Genomic DNA, 15,668 nt, shown 5'->3' on the forward strand with positions numbered 1-15,668 from the left:
GCTGGCGGAAGCTCGGGTTTATCCGCCAGCGCGAGAATCCTCAACCTTCTCTGGAGGCGCTTTGCTCGGCGTTTACGCCGCAGGGACGCAAAGTCCCGTCTCGTGGGCGATAAAGGCCCACATATCGGCATATTCCTCGATAATCTTCTCGGTCGGCTTGCCCGCCCCGTGGCCCGCCCGTGTCTCAATCCGGATCAGATGGGGCTTGTCGCCGATCTCGGCGGCCTGAAGCGCGGCGGCGTATTTGAAGGAGTGGCCCGGCACCACCCGGTCGTCGGTGTCCGCCGTCGTCACTAGGATCGCCGGATAGGCCTCCCCGTTGTGGATATTATGATAGGGCGAGTAGGCGTAGAGATTCCGGAAATCCGCCTCGCTCGAAGGATCGCCGTAATCGTCGGTCCAGAACCGGCCCGCCGTGAACTGGTTGAAGCGCAGCATGTCCATGACGCCGACGGCGGGCAGCCCCGCCGCGAAGAGGTCTGGCCGCTGGTTGATCACGGCGCCGACCAGGAGCCCGCCATTAGACCCGCCGAGAATGGCAAGCTTGTCCTTCGTCGCAATTCCTTCGCCGATCAGATATTCCCCCGCCGCGATAAAGTCGTCGAAAACATTCTGCTTGTTTTCGAGCCGCCCGGCGTCGTGCCACGCCTTGCCGTATTCGCCGCCGCCGCGAAGATTGGCGAGCGCATAGACCCCGCCCATCTCCATCCATTGAAGGCGCGTCACTGAAAAACCCGGCGTCAGCGAGACGTTGAACCCGCCATAGCCGTAAAGCAATGTCGGCGCGCCATCCGAAAGATCGAGACCTTTCTTATGGGCGATGAACATCGGTATCTTCGTTCCGTCTTTGGACGGATAGAAAACCTGCGCGACTTCGTAATCGTTCGGATCGAACGGCGCTTCCGGTTCGCGGAACACCGAGAGCGCGCCGCTCGCAATGTCATAGCGGTAAAGCGTCGGGGGTCGGTTGAAGCTTTCAAAGCTGTAAAAGGTTTCCGCGTCATCCGGCTCGCCGCCGAAGCCTATCGCCGTTCCCGGGCCCGGCAAGTCCACACCGCCCAGCGGCGCGCCGTCGAGCGCGAACAAATGCACGGCGGATTTCACATCCTCCATGTAATTGGCGAAAATTCGGCCGCCAACGATGTTGACGCCGGAGAGAACGCCGTCGGCTTCCGGGATGACTTCCATCCATTGGACGGCGCCGGCGCCAGGTTTCGCAGGCGTCGACACCACTTTGCCCTTGGGCGCATTCTCGTCGCTGAAGAAAAAATGCCGCCCCTCCGCTGTGGCGATATAGGAATAGTCGTGGGCGAAGCCGGTGACGAGATCGACCGGGTCGGCGTCCGGGTTTTCAAGATCGATCAGCACGACTTCGTAACGGGAATCCGTGCCCTTCCAGGCCGTGACAATCAGACTCGCGCCGTCGCTGGAGACCTCTGCTGAAAAGCCTGTTTCAGGCGCCTCGGGGCGGGCGTAAACACGTGCGTCTTTTGCCTGCGCGTCGCCGATCTTATGGAAATAGACCGCCTGCCCGAGATTGAGGCTCTGGAACGCCTCGCCTTCCTCCGGTTCGGGATAGCGCGAATAATAAAAGCCCGACCCGTTCTTCGCCCAGGAGACGCCGGAGAATTTCACCCATTCGATTTCGTCGCTGAGAACTGCGCCTGTCGTCGCGTCGACTGTGCGGATCGTGTTCCAGTCCGATCCGCCGTCCTGGACCATATAGGCGACAAGCGATCCGTCCGGGGACGGATAATAAGCGGCGAGCGCCGTGGCGCCGTCTTCGGACCATTTGTTCGGATCGAGAAGGACGCGCGGAAGTTCTTTGTCATCCTGCGTATAAAGGACGAACTGGTTCTGCAGCCCGTCATTATGCCCGTAGAAAATCCGTCCGCCCTTTTGGCTCGGAAGCGTGAATTTCTCGTAATTCCAAAGTGTGCGCAGGCGCTTTTCAATTTGCGCGCGGCCCGGCAAAGCCTTCAGATAGCCGAAGGTTGCTTCATTTTGCGCGGCGACCCACGCCGCGACGTCTTCGTCTTCCCGGACGTCGTTTTCAAGCCAGCGATAAGGATCGACGACGGTTACGCCGAAATGCGCGTCGCTCTGATCTGTTCTTCTGGTTTCCGGATAGGTCAGCTTCGTCATCGCACGCTCGCTCTCACACTCGCCTGATGGCGCTGCTTAACGCACTCCGCGCCAAAAGAAAAAGCCGGCCTCAAAAGGCCGGCTGTTTTTCCCGATAGCGGCAAGGCCTAGCTGCGTCGGCGGCGCGCCACCCGCTGTACTTCTTCCTCGACCTTTTCCTCGACAATCGCCGGAAGATTAGCGTCGAGCCATTCCTTGACCATGGGCCGCAGCATCTCGGTGACGATGTCTTCAAGCGTGCGCCCCGGCCCTTCGGACACGCGGACCGATTGCGAAAGCGTCGTAAAGGCCTTGGACGCCGCCGCCGCAGTCGTCTGGTCGAGGATCTCGTCTTCGATTTCGTCTTGCATGGTGGCCGCCATCGTTTTCTTCGCCCCTTCGACGTCTTCAGTTCCGGTCTCGGGCTGAGCCTCGGCCGGCGCCGGCACCGCATCAGGAGCCGCCGACGTTTCCGGTTCGGGCGCAGGCTTGGATTCCTGAGGCTGTCCTGACGCCTCCGCAGCCGGTTTGTGATCAGCAGCCGGCGCGGCCGGTTTCAGCGTAAGCTCGGGCTTGGGCGCCGCCGCCGCAGACGGCGGGGCCGCCGCGGCCGGTTTGGCCTGATCGTCCTCGTCCTCAGAAATAATCCGGCGGATCGAGGCGAGAATCTCTTCCATACTCGGTTCGGGCTGGGCGTTGTCCATTGACCTAGGGTCCCTCTGGCGGGCCAAATCGGAAAAATCGGCGCGGTGCGCCTGTTCTCCCGCCGTTTTCAGGCGCTTCGCGGCACTTATCAAGGCCTAGCTTACCCGAAGGTTAATCCTGATAAAGCTCGGCGGCCGCGGCTTCAAGTTCTTCCGCCGACAGCCCCGCCGCCTCGGGGGTCAGCATGCCGATGGCGGCGAGCAGGCCAAAGGCGGCTGTCTGGGCGTCCCGCTGGGCGCTGACAAGAGAGACTTCGGCGTTCAGCATTTCCTGCTCGGCGTTCAACACGTCAAGGGTCGTGCGCGTTCCGACCCGCTCTTCCTGGCGGACCCCTTCCAGCGCCAGCGTGTTCGCCTCCACCGACGAAGCGGCGGAGCGCGCTACGGCGCGGGCGGCGACAAGCTTCTCCCAGGCGGAAATAGTCTGCGCGTCGACCGCGCGCTTGGCTTCATCGATCTTCGAGCGGTCGCTCGAATGCAGCGCCTTGGCTTCGCGCACTTTCGAAAAATTGAGCCCGCCGAGAAAGATCGGCATCGACGCCCGGGCGCCGAAGCTGAATTCTTCGCTGTTGTTGACGAAAAAACTCGGCTCTTCCGCATACTGATAGCCTGCGGTCAGCGACACCGACGGCAGGAATGTGCCTCTGGCGATATTCACTTGCCGGCGCGAAATCTCGGCCTGCTCGCGCGCGGCGATGAGCGCCGGCGCATATTGCTCGGCGATCGCCTGCGCCTCTTCCAGCGTGTCAGGCAATTCGGGCAATGTCTCCACCGGCTCAAGATCGCCCGGAAGCTGGCCCACAAGCTCGGCGTAGGCCGACCGCGCAATGGCGAGATCGCCCTGCGCCGTGGAAAGCCGCGCGCGCGCTTCGGCGAGCCGCGCTTCGGCCTGCGCCACATCGGTCCGGGTCAGTTCGCCCACATCGAAACGCGCCTGCGCCATTTCCCGTTGACGGTCGAGCACCACCACATTGCGGTTGCTGAGTTCGAACACCGCCATATTGCGCTGAACGTTGAAATAAGCGGCCGCCACATCATAGAGCACCTGCTGCTCTGTCGCGACGAGCTGCGCGCCGCCGGCGCGAATGCGCGCGCCGGCCTGTTTGATGGCGTTGTAATTGCGAAAGCCCGTAAAGACCGGCTGCTCGGCGGTGACGCCGGCGGTCAGCGGCTCGAAATTCGTCGATTGCGCCTGCGGCGTCGGATCGGGATCGTTCGGGTCTGCGCTGAACAGCGACGTGACGGTTTGATCGGTCTTTTGATAGCTCGCCGAGGCGGAAACCTGCGGCAGCGCCCCGGCCCAAGCCTGCGCTTTCGACTCGCGGACGGCGCGCAGCCGGGCCCGTTCGGCGCGAATGGTCGGATTGGTCTGATAGGCGAGCGCCAGCGCGTCATCCAGCGTCTCGCCCGCGGCGGGCGCGCCCGCCCCGAGCGCCGCCAGCAAGGCCAGAAAGGATAGAGAAACTCGCAAAACCAACGCTCCTTGCCGTGTTTAAAACGGCTCCGCCTTTCCTTGCGGCGCCCTTATCCTTGCGGCGCAGGGCTAATCTGCGCCTTCACCGGCGTTCTTCAAGGCGATTCAGCAGCTTGCAGCGTGAATTTACAGTTAAAAGACGAAAGTTTTTTCCGCCGCAAAGCCCGGCAGCACGATTTTCACCGATGCGTCGAATTTTTCCTTACAGCCAAAGGCGTCGCCGGAGCGCCAGTAGATCACCCCGCGCGAGACGTCGTTTTTGCGCTGAATCGCGGCGAGACGCCCGCCGTCTTTCAGCTGCGCCAGAAGCGCCTCGGGACGTTTTTCAATGACGCCGTCGATGAAGATCAGGTCGTAAGGCCCCTGATCGGCCGCCCCCTTGGCGTTATCCGTATTGAGGACCGCCGCATTGCTGACGCCGAGCCTGGTGAGGTTCTCCTGGGCGGCGGCGGCCAGCGCCTCGTCGCCCTCCACCGCCACGACCATATCGACGAGGCGCGCGAGAACCGCCGTCGAATAGCCGGTTCCCGCCGCGACGGCGAGACACAGATCGCCGGCGGCCGGATCCGCGGCGTCGACCAGCTTGGCGAAGTCGCGCACCGTCATCATGGCGCGGCCCGGCGCATAGGCGAGTTCGCGCTCCACATAAGCCTGATCGCGCAGCCCGGCAGGCAGGAAGTTTTCCCGGGGGATCGTTTCGAGCGCCGTCTGCAGGCGCAGATCCGTCACGTCATTGGTGCGCACCTGGCTGTCCACCATCCGTCGCCGCGCCGCTTTGAAATCCATGGGAAGGCCCCTATCCGTCAGATCTTTTCAGGAGCGGCATACATCCGGCCGCCGCGGCTGGCAACGCGCCAAAAAGCGCAATTCGGGCGCCCGCGGCGCCAATCCGCCTGAGCGGCTCAAAACAGAGCCAAAACAGGCTTTGACCGGACCGGCGCCCCGCGCTATGAGGTCGGCCCTTCGAGACTGGCGCCCACCACCGCCGTCTCTTCTTGACTTGGCCACGTGGCGGAGTGGTGACGCAGCGGCCTGCAAAGCCGTGTACGCCGGTTCGATTCCGGCCGTGGCCTCCAAAATCCTGGATAATCAGACGTCAGCCCGCAAAGTGATGATCGGCCTCACCGGCGCTTTGAAAATTCGCGCGCGGTCGCGCGCGGGCGGTTCGATTCCGGCCGTGGCCTCCATACAACATGCTGACTCTATTTCATTTTTCTCTATTTTTGGCCATGTTTTCGGGCGTTTGCAGCCTTATCTCTTCATTAAAATTTTAAGTCCGCCTGTTTTCAATTGGTTAGGAATAACGCCGCGTAAACGCTGTTCGCCGCATCCTTGGAACCGCCCGCCGCTTCGCGCTTGCGGTTCCGGCGAACAAGCGACAAGTACAGGGCGCTCGCCCGTTAAAGGGCATGTAGACGATTTTAGGAGTGGATTTTATGCGAATCGGGAGCGTGGCGCTGGCGGCGTTGATGACGGCTTCCTGCGCAAGCGTAAACCAGGAATTGCTCGAAGCGCAGCTGCCGGACACGCCGTCCGCCTGGACGGCGGACGAGGGTGTTGTCGGCGCGCCGACGGGCGACTGGGTCGCGGCGTTCGACGACACGACGCTGCGCTCACTGATCAGTGAAGCCATGGTTCACAACAACGATCTGCTCGCCGCCGCCGCCAATCTCGAACAGGCCCGCGCCGGCGCGCGCATCACCCTGGCGAACCAGCTTCCGACCATCGGCGCCAATTTCAACGCGCAGCGCAACGCCATCGTTACGGACCCGACAACGGCGGCGCAGGCTGGCGGCAGCGCCGGCAGCGGCTCAACCCGTCTCTACATCAATAATTTCTCCCTTGGCGGACAGCTGAACTGGGAGCTCGATATCTGGGGCCGCCTGACCGACGAAACACGCGCCTCTTACAAAGAGGCGAAAGCCGCCTACGCCGATCTCGCCGGCGCGCACCTCTCTATCGCCGGGCGCGTGGCGCAGGCCTGGTTCTCATTGATTGAAGCGCGCCAGCAGCGCGAACTCGCCGAACGCGACACTGAAGCGCGCGAACGAAATTTACGCGTCACCGAGCGCCGCTATGAGCGCGGCGTCTCGTCAAGCCTCGACGTGCGTCTTTCCCGTTCCGCGCTCGGCTCGAGCCGGGCCAACCTCGCCCTGCGCCAACGCCTCGAACTTGAAGCCTCGCGCGCGCTCGAAGTCCTGCTCGGACGTTATCCGGCGGCCGAACTCGAAGCCGCCGCCGCCTTGCCGGACCTGCCGCCGCTTGCCGGCGCCGGCGCGCCCGGCGACATCCTTTCCCGCCGCCCCGATCTCGTCGCCGCCGAAGCGCGCATGGAGGCCGCCGGCCTTCAAGCCCGCGCCGCGCGCAAGCAATTTTTGCCGCAGCTGACCCTCTCCTCGCGCGCCGGCACGTCGGGACCCGACTTCGCCGATCTCGTCGATCCGCAACGCCTTGCGGGCAATATCGCCGGCGGCCTTTTCCAGCCGCTCTTCCAGGGCGGACGGATCCTCGCCAATTCGAAGCGCGCCCGCGCCGCCGCCGAGGCCTCTCTGTACAATTACGTTCAGACCGTCCTCGCCGCTTATCAGGAAGCGGAAAATGCGATCGCCGCCGAGACGCTTCTCGCCGCGCGCGAGGAAGCCTTGCGCCTTGCCTATGAAGAAGCGGCGGCGGCCGAAGACCTCACCGAGCGGCGCTATTCAAGCGGCGCCGCCACCATCTTCAACCTTCTGGATGCGCAAACCCGCCGGATTTCCGCGGAAAGTTCTTACATCCAGGCCCAGCAGCAGCGCGTTTCTAACCGCGTCCAGCTCTATCTCGCCATTGGCGGCGACTTCCTGACGGAAGAAAGGCTCGCAGCGCTGCAAGCGGACACGGGAGAGTAAGGAAGCGTCATGTTCCGCAAGTTTTTCACCATCTTCGGCACGATCGGGATTTTCGTTGTCTTCGGTCTCCTGATCGCCGGAATCTTTATGTTGCGGCCGCAACCGGAACGTCAGGAGCCTGAGATCACGGCCCCTTCCGTGTTCTTCACGGTCGCCAATACGCAATCGGTGACGCTTGACGTCGCTGCGCAGGGCGAAGTGCGCCCGCGCACCGACATCAACCTGACGGCGCAGGTCGCAGGCCGCGTGGTCGATACGTCCGATCATTTCGTCAATGGCGGCGCCTTCGACGAAGACGACATGCTGATCAAGATCGAAGACGCCGATTATCGCGCGGCGGCGGCCGCCGCCAAGGCGCGCGTTGCGCAAGCCGAACAAGCGCTGCGCCTCGAAGAAGCCGAAGCCGACCTCGCCCGCCGCGATTATGAAGAACTCGATCTCGGCGCCGGCGAGCAGCCGTCCGATCTCACCCTGCGCATTCCCCAGCTCGCCCAAGCGCGCGCCAATTTCGAAGCGGCGCAGGCCGAATATGACGCTGCGCGCCTCAATCTCGAACGCACGACCATCCGCGCCCCGTTTCCGGGCCGGGTGCGCGAACGCATCGCCGGCATCGGTCAGTATGTGACGCCGGGCGCGCAGCTCGGCCGGATTTTCTCGACCGACATCGCCGAAATCCGCCTGGCGCTGACCGACAACGATCTCGCCAAGCTCGGCTTGCCGCTCGCCTTTACAGAAACTGAAGACGAGCCCGGCCCGGTCGTCAGGATGAGCGCCATGATCGCCGGCGAGACGCATCACTGGGAGGGCCGCATCGCCCGCACGGAAGGGGCCATCGACGCCGCCACCCGTCAGGTCATCGCCATCGCCGTGCTTGACGACCCTTACGGCGAAGGCTCGGACGACGGCACGCCGCTCGCCATGGGCCTTTATGTGGACGCCGTGATCACCGGCAAACCTTACGAAAATGCGATCGTCCTGCCGCGCTCGGCGCTTTATGGCCGCGACACCGTCTATTCAATCAGCGAAGACGACACGCTCGTCGCCCATAAGGTCAACATCGTCACCACCGACCGGGACACGATCACCATCGCCAGCGGCGTCGAACCCGGCGCGCGCATCGTCACCTCGCCCTTGCGCGGTGCTTCGGAAGGCGACGAGGTGAGCCCGGCCGATCCGCTTCAGGGAACACCCGGCGCCGAAAACCCGGACGAGCCCGATCCCGCCTCCGCCCGCACGACGGCGCAGAACGTGACCTCGGGAGACTAGGGGCATGAACGGACTGATCGCATGGTGGGCGAAGAATTCGGTCGCGGCCAACCTTTTGATGGTGTCCTGCATCATTGCGGGCCTCATCGCCTTTACGAAAATGGAGCGCGAGGTTTTTCCCTCCGCTTCCTTCAACGGCGCCAACATCTCCGTCGCCTGGCCCGGCGCCTCGCCGCAGGAAGTGGAGGAACAGATCATCCTGCGCATCGAAGAGGCGATCTCCGATGTCGACGGCCTTGAACACATCACCTCGACGGCGCGCGAAGGCGTCGCCAGCGTCAATGTGGAAGGCGCCGACACGGTCGATCCGACCTTCTTCCTCAACGAAATCAAGAACCGCGTCGACGGCATCTCCACTCTGCCGCAGGACGCCTTCCCGCCCGTTATTCAGCAATGGCGCAATCAGAGTCAGACGCAGTTCATCGCCATCTATGGCGATCTTGAACCGCGAGAGCTTTATCGTCTCGGCCGGGAGCTGCGCGATGAACTGGCGCAAATTCCGAATGGTTCGCCGCTGGTGGACACCTGGGGCATCCGCAATGAAGAAGTCTCGATTGAAGTCTCCGAAGAGGCGCTGCGCCGTTACGGGCTGACCTTCGACGATGTTGCGAACGCGATTCGCGGCTCATCCCTTAATCTCGCCGGCGGGCAGGTGCGCACAGACACCGGCAACATTCAGCTCGCCACCCGCAATCTCGCCGATTCTGAAGAAGAATTCGAAAACATCATCGTTCGCCAGCTCGCCGACGGCTCCACCATTCGCGTGCGCGACGTCGCAAACGTCGTGGACGGTTTTGAAGATTCGAAGTCCATCCGGGAAATGAACGGCAAGCCGGTGGTGAACCTCATCGTGCAGGCGCCGGAGACCTTGAACATTGTCACGCTCTCTAAAGCCGTGGACGACTGGCTGGCGGAAAAGAACAAGGAGCTCGAAGGCACGGCGGAACTGAATATCTGGTTCGACTTCGCCGATCTTTATTTCGAGCGCGTCAATCTCGTGGCCTCGAACGCGCTGATCGGCCTCGGCCTCGTGATGATCGTGTTGCTTTTGTTCCTGCGCCCCATCGTGGCGATGTGGGTGACGGTAGGCATCGCCATTTCGTTCGCCGGCGCGTTCATCTTTTTGCCGGCGGTCGGCGTTTCGCTGAACATGCTGTCGTTGTTCGCTTTCCTGCTTGTGATCGGCGTCGTCGTCGACGACGCGATCATCGTCGGCGAAGCCATTCACAACGAGGTGGAGGCCGGCGGCAAGGGCGTCAATGCGGCGACCATTGCAACCCAGCTCGTCGCCAAACCGGTCATTTTCGCCGTCCTGACGACGATGATCACCTTCCTGCCCTGGCTGCTTCTGTCCGGCGGCGTGACCCAGTTCACCAAGCATATCAGCTACACGATCATCTTTGCGCTCCTGTTTTCGCTGATCGAATCTTTCCTGATCCTGCCCTCGCACCTGTCCCACATGAAGCCGCAGAATAAGGATGGCGTCTATTACAGGCTGCAGCGCTTCTTTGCCGAAGGACTGATGACGTTCGCTGACACGGTCTACCGTCCAGCCGTCAAAATGGCGCTGAAATTCCGCTATTTCACCGTCGCGTTTTTCATCGGCGCTTTCATGATTGCAGCCTCGCTTCTGGCCTCCGGATGGATTGCCTTCAAGTTCCAGCCGGAAGTGCAAGGCACGTTCCTTTCGCTCACCGTGCGCATGCCGGAGGGCTCGCCCTGGGCGCGCAGCCAGCAGGTTTTCGACGAAGTCGAACGCGCCGCCGACGAACTCAAGGCGGAGCTCAACACGCCGGACCTTGAATTCGTCAAATATGTTTATATCGGCGCCGACGAACAAGACATTGACGCTTACGTCACGATTGTCGAGGCCGATAAACGCCGCCAGTCCACCAAGGAGGTCGCGGAGCTTTTCCGCGAGAAGCTCGGCGATATTCCCGATGCGGAAGAAGTGACGATCAGCTACACACTCAATGACGGCGGGCCGGACCTTTCCTTCGGCATTGAATCGGACAAGCTCGAAGAATTGCGTCTCGGCGTTCTCGATCTGCAGAATTTCCTGCGCACCCTGCCCGGAACCTATGACGTCCGAAACAACCTGCAGTCCGCCACGCCGGAATTACAGGTGGAGCTGAAACCCGGCGCCGAACGGTTCGGCCTCACCCTCGCTTCGGTCTCGGGCCAGATCCGCCAGGCGTTTTACGGCGAGGAAGTGCAGCGCCTGCCCCGTGGCGGCCAGGATGTGCGCGTCATGGTGCGCTATCCGAAATCGGACCGGGAATCGCTGACGACCATCGAAAGCATGCGCATCCGTACGCCGGACGGCCGCGAAGTGCCGCTTACCGCCGTCGCCGACGCCAAATTCGCGCCGAGCTTCAAACGCATCGACCGGCGCGACCGTCAGCGTTCGGCGCGCGTGACGGCGGAGCTGCACGAAGGCGCCGACCGCGAAGCAGTGATGAAAATCTACCGCGACGAATTCGCGCCTGAATTCAAGCAGCGCCATCCGGACGTTTCCCTCGCCCAGCGCGGCGACGCCGAGGAGCAGCAGGAATTCATCGGCGAATGGGCGGTGCTTCAGATAGCCGCCTTCTTCGCCATGTATGTACTCCTGGCGATCGCTTTCGGCTCTTATTTCCAGCCGCTGCTCGTCATGTCGGCGATCCCCTTCGGCTTTATGGGCGCGGCCTTCGGCCATTTCCTCTTCGGCCTCGATTTCGCGCTCTTCTCCTTCTTCGGGATTGCGGCGGCGGCGGGCGTCGTCGTCAACGACAACCTCGTTCTGATCGACTATGTGAACCGGCTGCGCGACGAAGGCGAAGGCGCGATTTCGGCGCTGGTCAAAGCCGGCGTCGGGCGCTTCCGCCCCATTCTCCTGACCTCGCTGACGACTTTTGTGGGCCTTTTGCCGATCATGTTCGAGCGCTCGACCTCGGCGCAGTTCCTGATGCCGACCGTCGTCTCCCTCGCTTTCGGCGTCTTTTTCGCGACCTTCGTGACGCTGCTCTTCGTGCCGGCCATGTATGCGGTCGGGGCGGACATCTCCCGCTTCTACCGCTGGGCCTGGACCGGCCAGAAACAAGCCCCCGTGGGCCACGGCGCCTCGGAGCATTCCGATTACGGCGAATCGCATGAAGGTCACGTTCAAGGCATCAGCGGTCGGCGCAATCCGCTCTGGGATCCGGCGGAATAGTCGGCCGGTCCTTCAAAACCGCTGGCGAGACTGAAAAAGGGCCCGGAAACGGGCCCTTAGCCGTTAACCTTATGTTAAGACCTTGATGAGACCTTAATCCCTGTCTTCTCCCGAGAAGATACCCCACCATACCCCACGACAGTGAGTACCGGCCGCGTTTCCCCCAAGCGCGGCCGCCTCGCTTTTTAGGCCCCTTTTCCATCCCTTATAAGGCCGGCCGGCGGCGCATCATGAGACCGGCGCAGCGTCTTTAGCGCTGATTCCATGACAGTTTTGCGGCCCGGCCGCCGCGCCCGCTTTATCCCTCGAGCGACGAAAAAAATGCGCGCCGCCCAGCAAATAAGGTATGGATTCAGCGCCGCGCGCTTGCTATACGCCGCCTCTCACGGGCGTTCCCCGATAGCTCAGTTGGTAGAGCAGCTGACTGTTAATCAGCGGGTCACTGGTTCGAGTCCAGTTCGGGGAGCCATTTTTCAAAACGAGCCGAATCGCCCATTTTCGATGCCGAGGCTTGCGCTGCAATCATTGCCGTTTCTGCAAGAGAATCAAAAGGTTGCTTGAATTCTGCGTTCAATTCTCCGTGCGCCCAGGTGCAGTTCGAAAGTAAGAAATTCAGCATCCTCGACTTCTCTTTTGCCGACTGTTTTTCGAACAGGCGATGGGCGTCCTTCGCCAATTTCAAAAGTTCGATACCCTCGTCCATGTAGGAATCGTCAGCCATTTCATGACGCTCGATGTCCTTCGCACAACGCGCCTGCTCGTCGCGCCACTGGGTCCGCATTCGGTCATAAAACTCTTCTGACACCCGCCCGTCGAGCTTATCGATATACATGGCGTCAATTCGCTGCTGCAGCCGATTTCGCTCTTTCTCAAGCCTGGCGATGGCCTCGGCATGCTCGCGCTTCTCGTCGGCGCAGCTGTCTTTCAGCGCCCGGCTGACCCACTCAAAAACGTCATCATCGAATCGGAGCTTACGCAAAAATGAAGTGAATTTCTCTTCCAACACTTCTTCACGCGTATAGGGCTCGCCGCATTTTCCCTTAAACCCAGTGCAATGATAGTAGACGTATTTTTTCTTTTTCAGCTCTCCGACCATGGCGCAGCCGCAATGGCCGCAAGTGATCAACCCGGTAAAGGCGAAGTCATGCGCAGATGATCCCCGCAGCTTGGATGTGTTTCTTCCATCCAATACGCCCTGGACGCGCGACCATAATTCATTCGTTACGAGTGGCTCATGGCTGCCCTGATATCGCTTCCCTTTCCAATCGAACTCGCCCGTATAAATTCGGTTGCGGAGAATTTTATGAATCGTGCTGTTGGTTACAGGTTGGCCGCTCTTCCGAAACGTCAACCCGTGAGAGCGTGCTTTAACGCCAAGCTGCCGAAGTGAGTAACGGCCCGTTGCATACCATTCAAACATTTTGGCAATGAGCGGTCCAGCGACGGGATCGACTTCGATTATCTTCTTCCCATTCGGTCCGTCGGTATTGTGATAGCCCAGCGGAGCGCAGGACGGCCAAATCCCCTGTTCCGCCTTTTCCAGCATTCCTTTCCGGGTTTCCTCCGAAAGATTGTCGATGTAATTCTTGGCCATCAAAACTTTGATGCCGTGCATGAATTTTTCGGACGACCGCGAGTCGTAGGAAAGAACCGTTCCCTCTTTTACGAAATGGATCTCGACGTCCAAATCATCGACGGTCACCCAATCCTTTAGATTCCGATAAAGGCGGTCCGTTTTCTCGACCAACAATACGCGCACGGTCGGATGGCGACGCAGATAAGTCATCATTTTGTCGAAATGCGTGCGGCCGCTTTTCTTGGCCGTTTCAACATCGACAAATTCTTCAACCACGCGGATTCCGTTTATCGCCGCGTATTCGCTTAAGAGCTTCAACTGCGCGGGAATCGAAAACCCTTCTTTTTCCTGCTCTTTAGAGGAAACGCGTGCATAGACTACAGCGCGCGGCGCAGTTTGCTGCTTTGATTGAGTTTTTCCCCAGTTTCGAGAGGCCATGGGTCCGTCCGTTCAGCTTCACGAGAAATATAGATTCTCTAGCATCATTCGGGCTCGGTGCGAATGGCTTGTTCCTAAAATGTTCGACGAATCAAATTTGGGGAAATTGCGGGCCAATCAACCGGTTGGCCGCAATTAGAACAGAACGCGCTTCATTGAAGGACCGCGCATTTTCTAATTGTGCTTCGAATGTCCTGCTTGCGCCTTCTGTTCCGCAATTTTCCATTCTCGAAGAATCCGAAAAAAGCCAACGGCGTTATCGACGATCTCCCGGGCGTCTTCCTGTGTCAGCCTGTGTGCGTAGTGCGGCTGCCATTCATCCATTGTTCTACGAATCAATTCCGGCTTAGGAAATTTACGAGCCCGAGGAAGGGGCGAGCGGTTGGCGTCTCCCAAACCTGAATTATGCAACTGCCGTCTTGGAGTTTTCATCGATCTACGCCACCTTACCAACTTAAAATTTATCGATTGCGACTCCAAACCAGAGCGCCGGTCCCGTCGTCCGCATTCTCAAAAAACGCCGCGCGGACGGGAGCAGCAAAGCTCGGATCATCGAGCTCAACGCTGAGAAACGACTTTTTCTCCTCGCCGGAGCTGTTCGAACGCCAGGCGGCGCCAAGCTCCGCGCCACCGGCGATAATTCGAAAGTCTGGCGCTTTGTCATTTCCGTTCTTGTCGTTGGCGACGATTTTCGCTTTCACGTTGATGGTCATGGTTCGGATCGTTCCAACGTATCCATCCGGGCTTTTCGAAAATGTGCCGATTACGCTCATTTTGAAGTCTCCTTTGTTTTCACGGGTTGATGAAGGGTTTTGCGCGCGCGCCGAAAGGACCGGTCACTTTCCAGGAAGTTTTCGATCATTAACGCTACGACTTCGGGGATCGACGCCTTCGCGCCATAGGCGCGCTCGTGAAGCGCCGCATAGTCAACAAGCGCTTCGTGAACAGGGGGTGCCAGCGATATGTTAAGCTTGACCGGAGCGCGTTCCGGAATCGGGCCGAGCTTAAGAGTCATCGGATTGCTCCTTCCGCTTCATACGGGCGAAGGACGAGATCCTTGTGAACGATGATGCGGAACGGCCATCCGGGCCTGATTCTGATTGTCGGCTGGGTGTCGAGATTTCTCTGAATAATTCTTTGGCCGGCCTGGTTGGCGGATGCCTGCGCGGACTCTCTGAGCGCCTCAACCAGATCGCTTTCAGAATCGCCGAAAGACAGTTCCGTTCCGACGCCGAGTAATGTTGAAAGGACAATGCCTTTCAGCAAACGGAATGTATGAAAGTCCACCTTGTCAGCAAGGCCGGCAAAACCGGATACGTCGCTCGCCGGCATGTTTTCGATCACAATAGATGCGCCGTCGGGATAAATAATGCGCGACCAGACCAAAAGGGCGCGGGACTGCCCAAACGCGATCACGCTGTCGTATCGGCCAATTATTTTCGCGCCCTGGGGGATCAGCACATATTGGCCGCTTACCGTGTCGTAAACATTTTGCGTGACCTGCGCGACGACCGTTCCTGGCAAGTCGGAGTTAACACCCGTGATCAGGCTTGCCGGGATGATCGAGCCGGCCATGACTTCGAATGGCGTTTCCGGATCTTCGAGACGATGGCCGTTGTTAGTCGCGGAATCGAGGTCACCCTCCAGAAACTGAAGTTTGCGGAATTGCCGGCTCGGATCGTTGTCCCGTTCGCTGCCGAACGGCACCGGCGTCGGTGCGGCGCTCTGAAAGGCCGATGCAATATCAAATGGCGACACGCGCTCGGAAGCGCTTCCTTTGTTGATCGCCTGAACTGCGGGCGTCGACAATTGAAAGAACACCCCCGCCTCGCGCGCATCGGCAGCCATTTGCGCTTCCCGGAGGGCCGCCTCCCTCGCCGCATCGGCCTCGGGTGAATTCCGGAACGGTGCGACCGGCGGCGGCGCCGAGAGGTCGATTCCCGACGGATCCAAGTCTTGCGCCGCCTGCTGGGCGCGAAGAAGCGCTGCGCCAAGGTCGCCGGGTAAC

General features: G+C 60.6%; 11 protein-coding genes and 2 tRNA genes. 5 read left to right on the forward strand and 8 right to left on the reverse strand.

Annotated features, from left to right (window positions below):
• Window positions 1–72 precede the first annotated feature (72 nt).
• The 4 genes from CW354_RS17695 to CW354_RS17710 all read right to left on the reverse strand — a co-directional run bounded on the left by CW354_RS17695 (window position 73) and on the right by CW354_RS17710 (window position 5,088).
• The gene (locus CW354_RS17695; protein ID WP_104831403.1) at window positions 73–2,145 is read right to left on the reverse strand and encodes a prolyl oligopeptidase family serine peptidase; all 2,073 of its coding nucleotides are present in this window, start codon (window positions 2,143–2,145) and stop codon (window positions 73–75) included.
• Between the two features lie 107 nt (window positions 2,146–2,252).
• Window positions 2,253–2,828 (reverse strand): DUF2497 domain-containing protein, encoded by a 576-nt coding sequence (locus CW354_RS17700; RefSeq protein ID WP_104831404.1) that lies wholly within the window; start codon window positions 2,826–2,828, stop codon window positions 2,253–2,255.
• Between the two features lie 112 nt (window positions 2,829–2,940).
• Complete coding sequence (locus CW354_RS17705) at window positions 2,941–4,299, reverse strand: TolC family outer membrane protein (RefSeq protein WP_165793796.1); 1,359 nt, start codon at window positions 4,297–4,299, stop codon at window positions 2,941–2,943.
• A gap of 135 nt (window positions 4,300–4,434) precedes the next feature.
• On the reverse strand, window positions 4,435–5,088 hold the full coding sequence (locus CW354_RS17710) for a protein-L-isoaspartate O-methyltransferase family protein (RefSeq protein ID WP_104831406.1): 654 nt from the start codon (window positions 5,086–5,088) through the stop codon (window positions 4,435–4,437).
• Between the two features lie 216 nt (window positions 5,089–5,304).
• On the opposite strand from CW354_RS17710, the gene CW354_RS17715 reads away from it, so the two are divergent.
• The 5 genes from CW354_RS17715 to CW354_RS17735 all read left to right on the forward strand — a co-directional run bounded on the left by CW354_RS17715 (window position 5,305) and on the right by CW354_RS17735 (window position 12,115).
• A tRNA-Cys gene (locus CW354_RS17715) sits at window positions 5,305–5,378 on the forward strand.
• 360 nt (window positions 5,379–5,738) lie between these two features.
• Window positions 5,739–7,187, forward strand: coding sequence for an efflux transporter outer membrane subunit (locus CW354_RS17720; protein ID WP_104831407.1), 1,449 nt, complete (start codon window positions 5,739–5,741; stop codon window positions 7,185–7,187).
• Window positions 7,188–7,196: 9 nt separating this feature from the next.
• Window positions 7,197–8,453, forward strand: coding sequence for an efflux RND transporter periplasmic adaptor subunit (locus tag CW354_RS17725; protein ID WP_104831408.1), 1,257 nt, complete (start codon window positions 7,197–7,199; stop codon window positions 8,451–8,453).
• 4 nt (window positions 8,454–8,457) lie between these two features.
• Entirely contained in the window at window positions 8,458–11,646 is a 3,189-nt protein-coding gene (locus CW354_RS17730; RefSeq protein WP_104831409.1) for an efflux RND transporter permease subunit, read from the forward strand.
• A 393-nt stretch (window positions 11,647–12,039) separates the two neighbouring features.
• Window positions 12,040–12,115 (forward strand) — tRNA-Asn (locus CW354_RS17735).
• Here the strand turns inward: CW354_RS17735 and CW354_RS17740 are convergent.
• From CW354_RS17740 to CW354_RS17755, 4 genes are all read right to left on the reverse strand, one after another.
• Window positions 12,086–13,660, reverse strand: a complete 1,575-nt coding sequence (locus CW354_RS17740; RefSeq protein WP_104831410.1) for a recombinase family protein — start codon at window positions 13,658–13,660, stop codon at window positions 12,086–12,088. The two genes, CW354_RS17735 and CW354_RS17740, sit on opposite strands and share 30 nt — an antisense overlap.
• 461 nt (window positions 13,661–14,121) lie before the next feature.
• Entirely contained in the window at window positions 14,122–14,433 is a 312-nt protein-coding gene (locus tag CW354_RS17745; protein WP_104831411.1) for a DUF736 domain-containing protein, read from the reverse strand.
• Entirely contained in the window at window positions 14,430–14,675 is a 246-nt protein-coding gene (locus CW354_RS23985) for a DUF2274 domain-containing protein (protein ID WP_104831412.1), read from the reverse strand. Before CW354_RS23985 ends, CW354_RS17745 begins: the two co-directional genes overlap by 4 nt.
• Window positions 14,672–15,613 carry a TraB/TrbI/VirB10 family type IV secretion system protein gene (locus CW354_RS17755; RefSeq protein WP_243396449.1) on the reverse strand — a complete coding sequence of 314 codons (942 nt, stop codon included), beginning with the start codon at window positions 15,611–15,613 and terminating at the stop codon, window positions 14,672–14,674. Before CW354_RS17755 ends, CW354_RS23985 begins: the two co-directional genes overlap by 4 nt.
• Between the last annotated feature and the right edge of the window lie 55 nt (window positions 15,614–15,668).

This window comes from Hyphococcus luteus (assembly GCF_002943565.1).
Lineage (GTDB): Bacteria > Pseudomonadota > Alphaproteobacteria > Caulobacterales > Parvularculaceae > Hyphococcus > Hyphococcus luteus.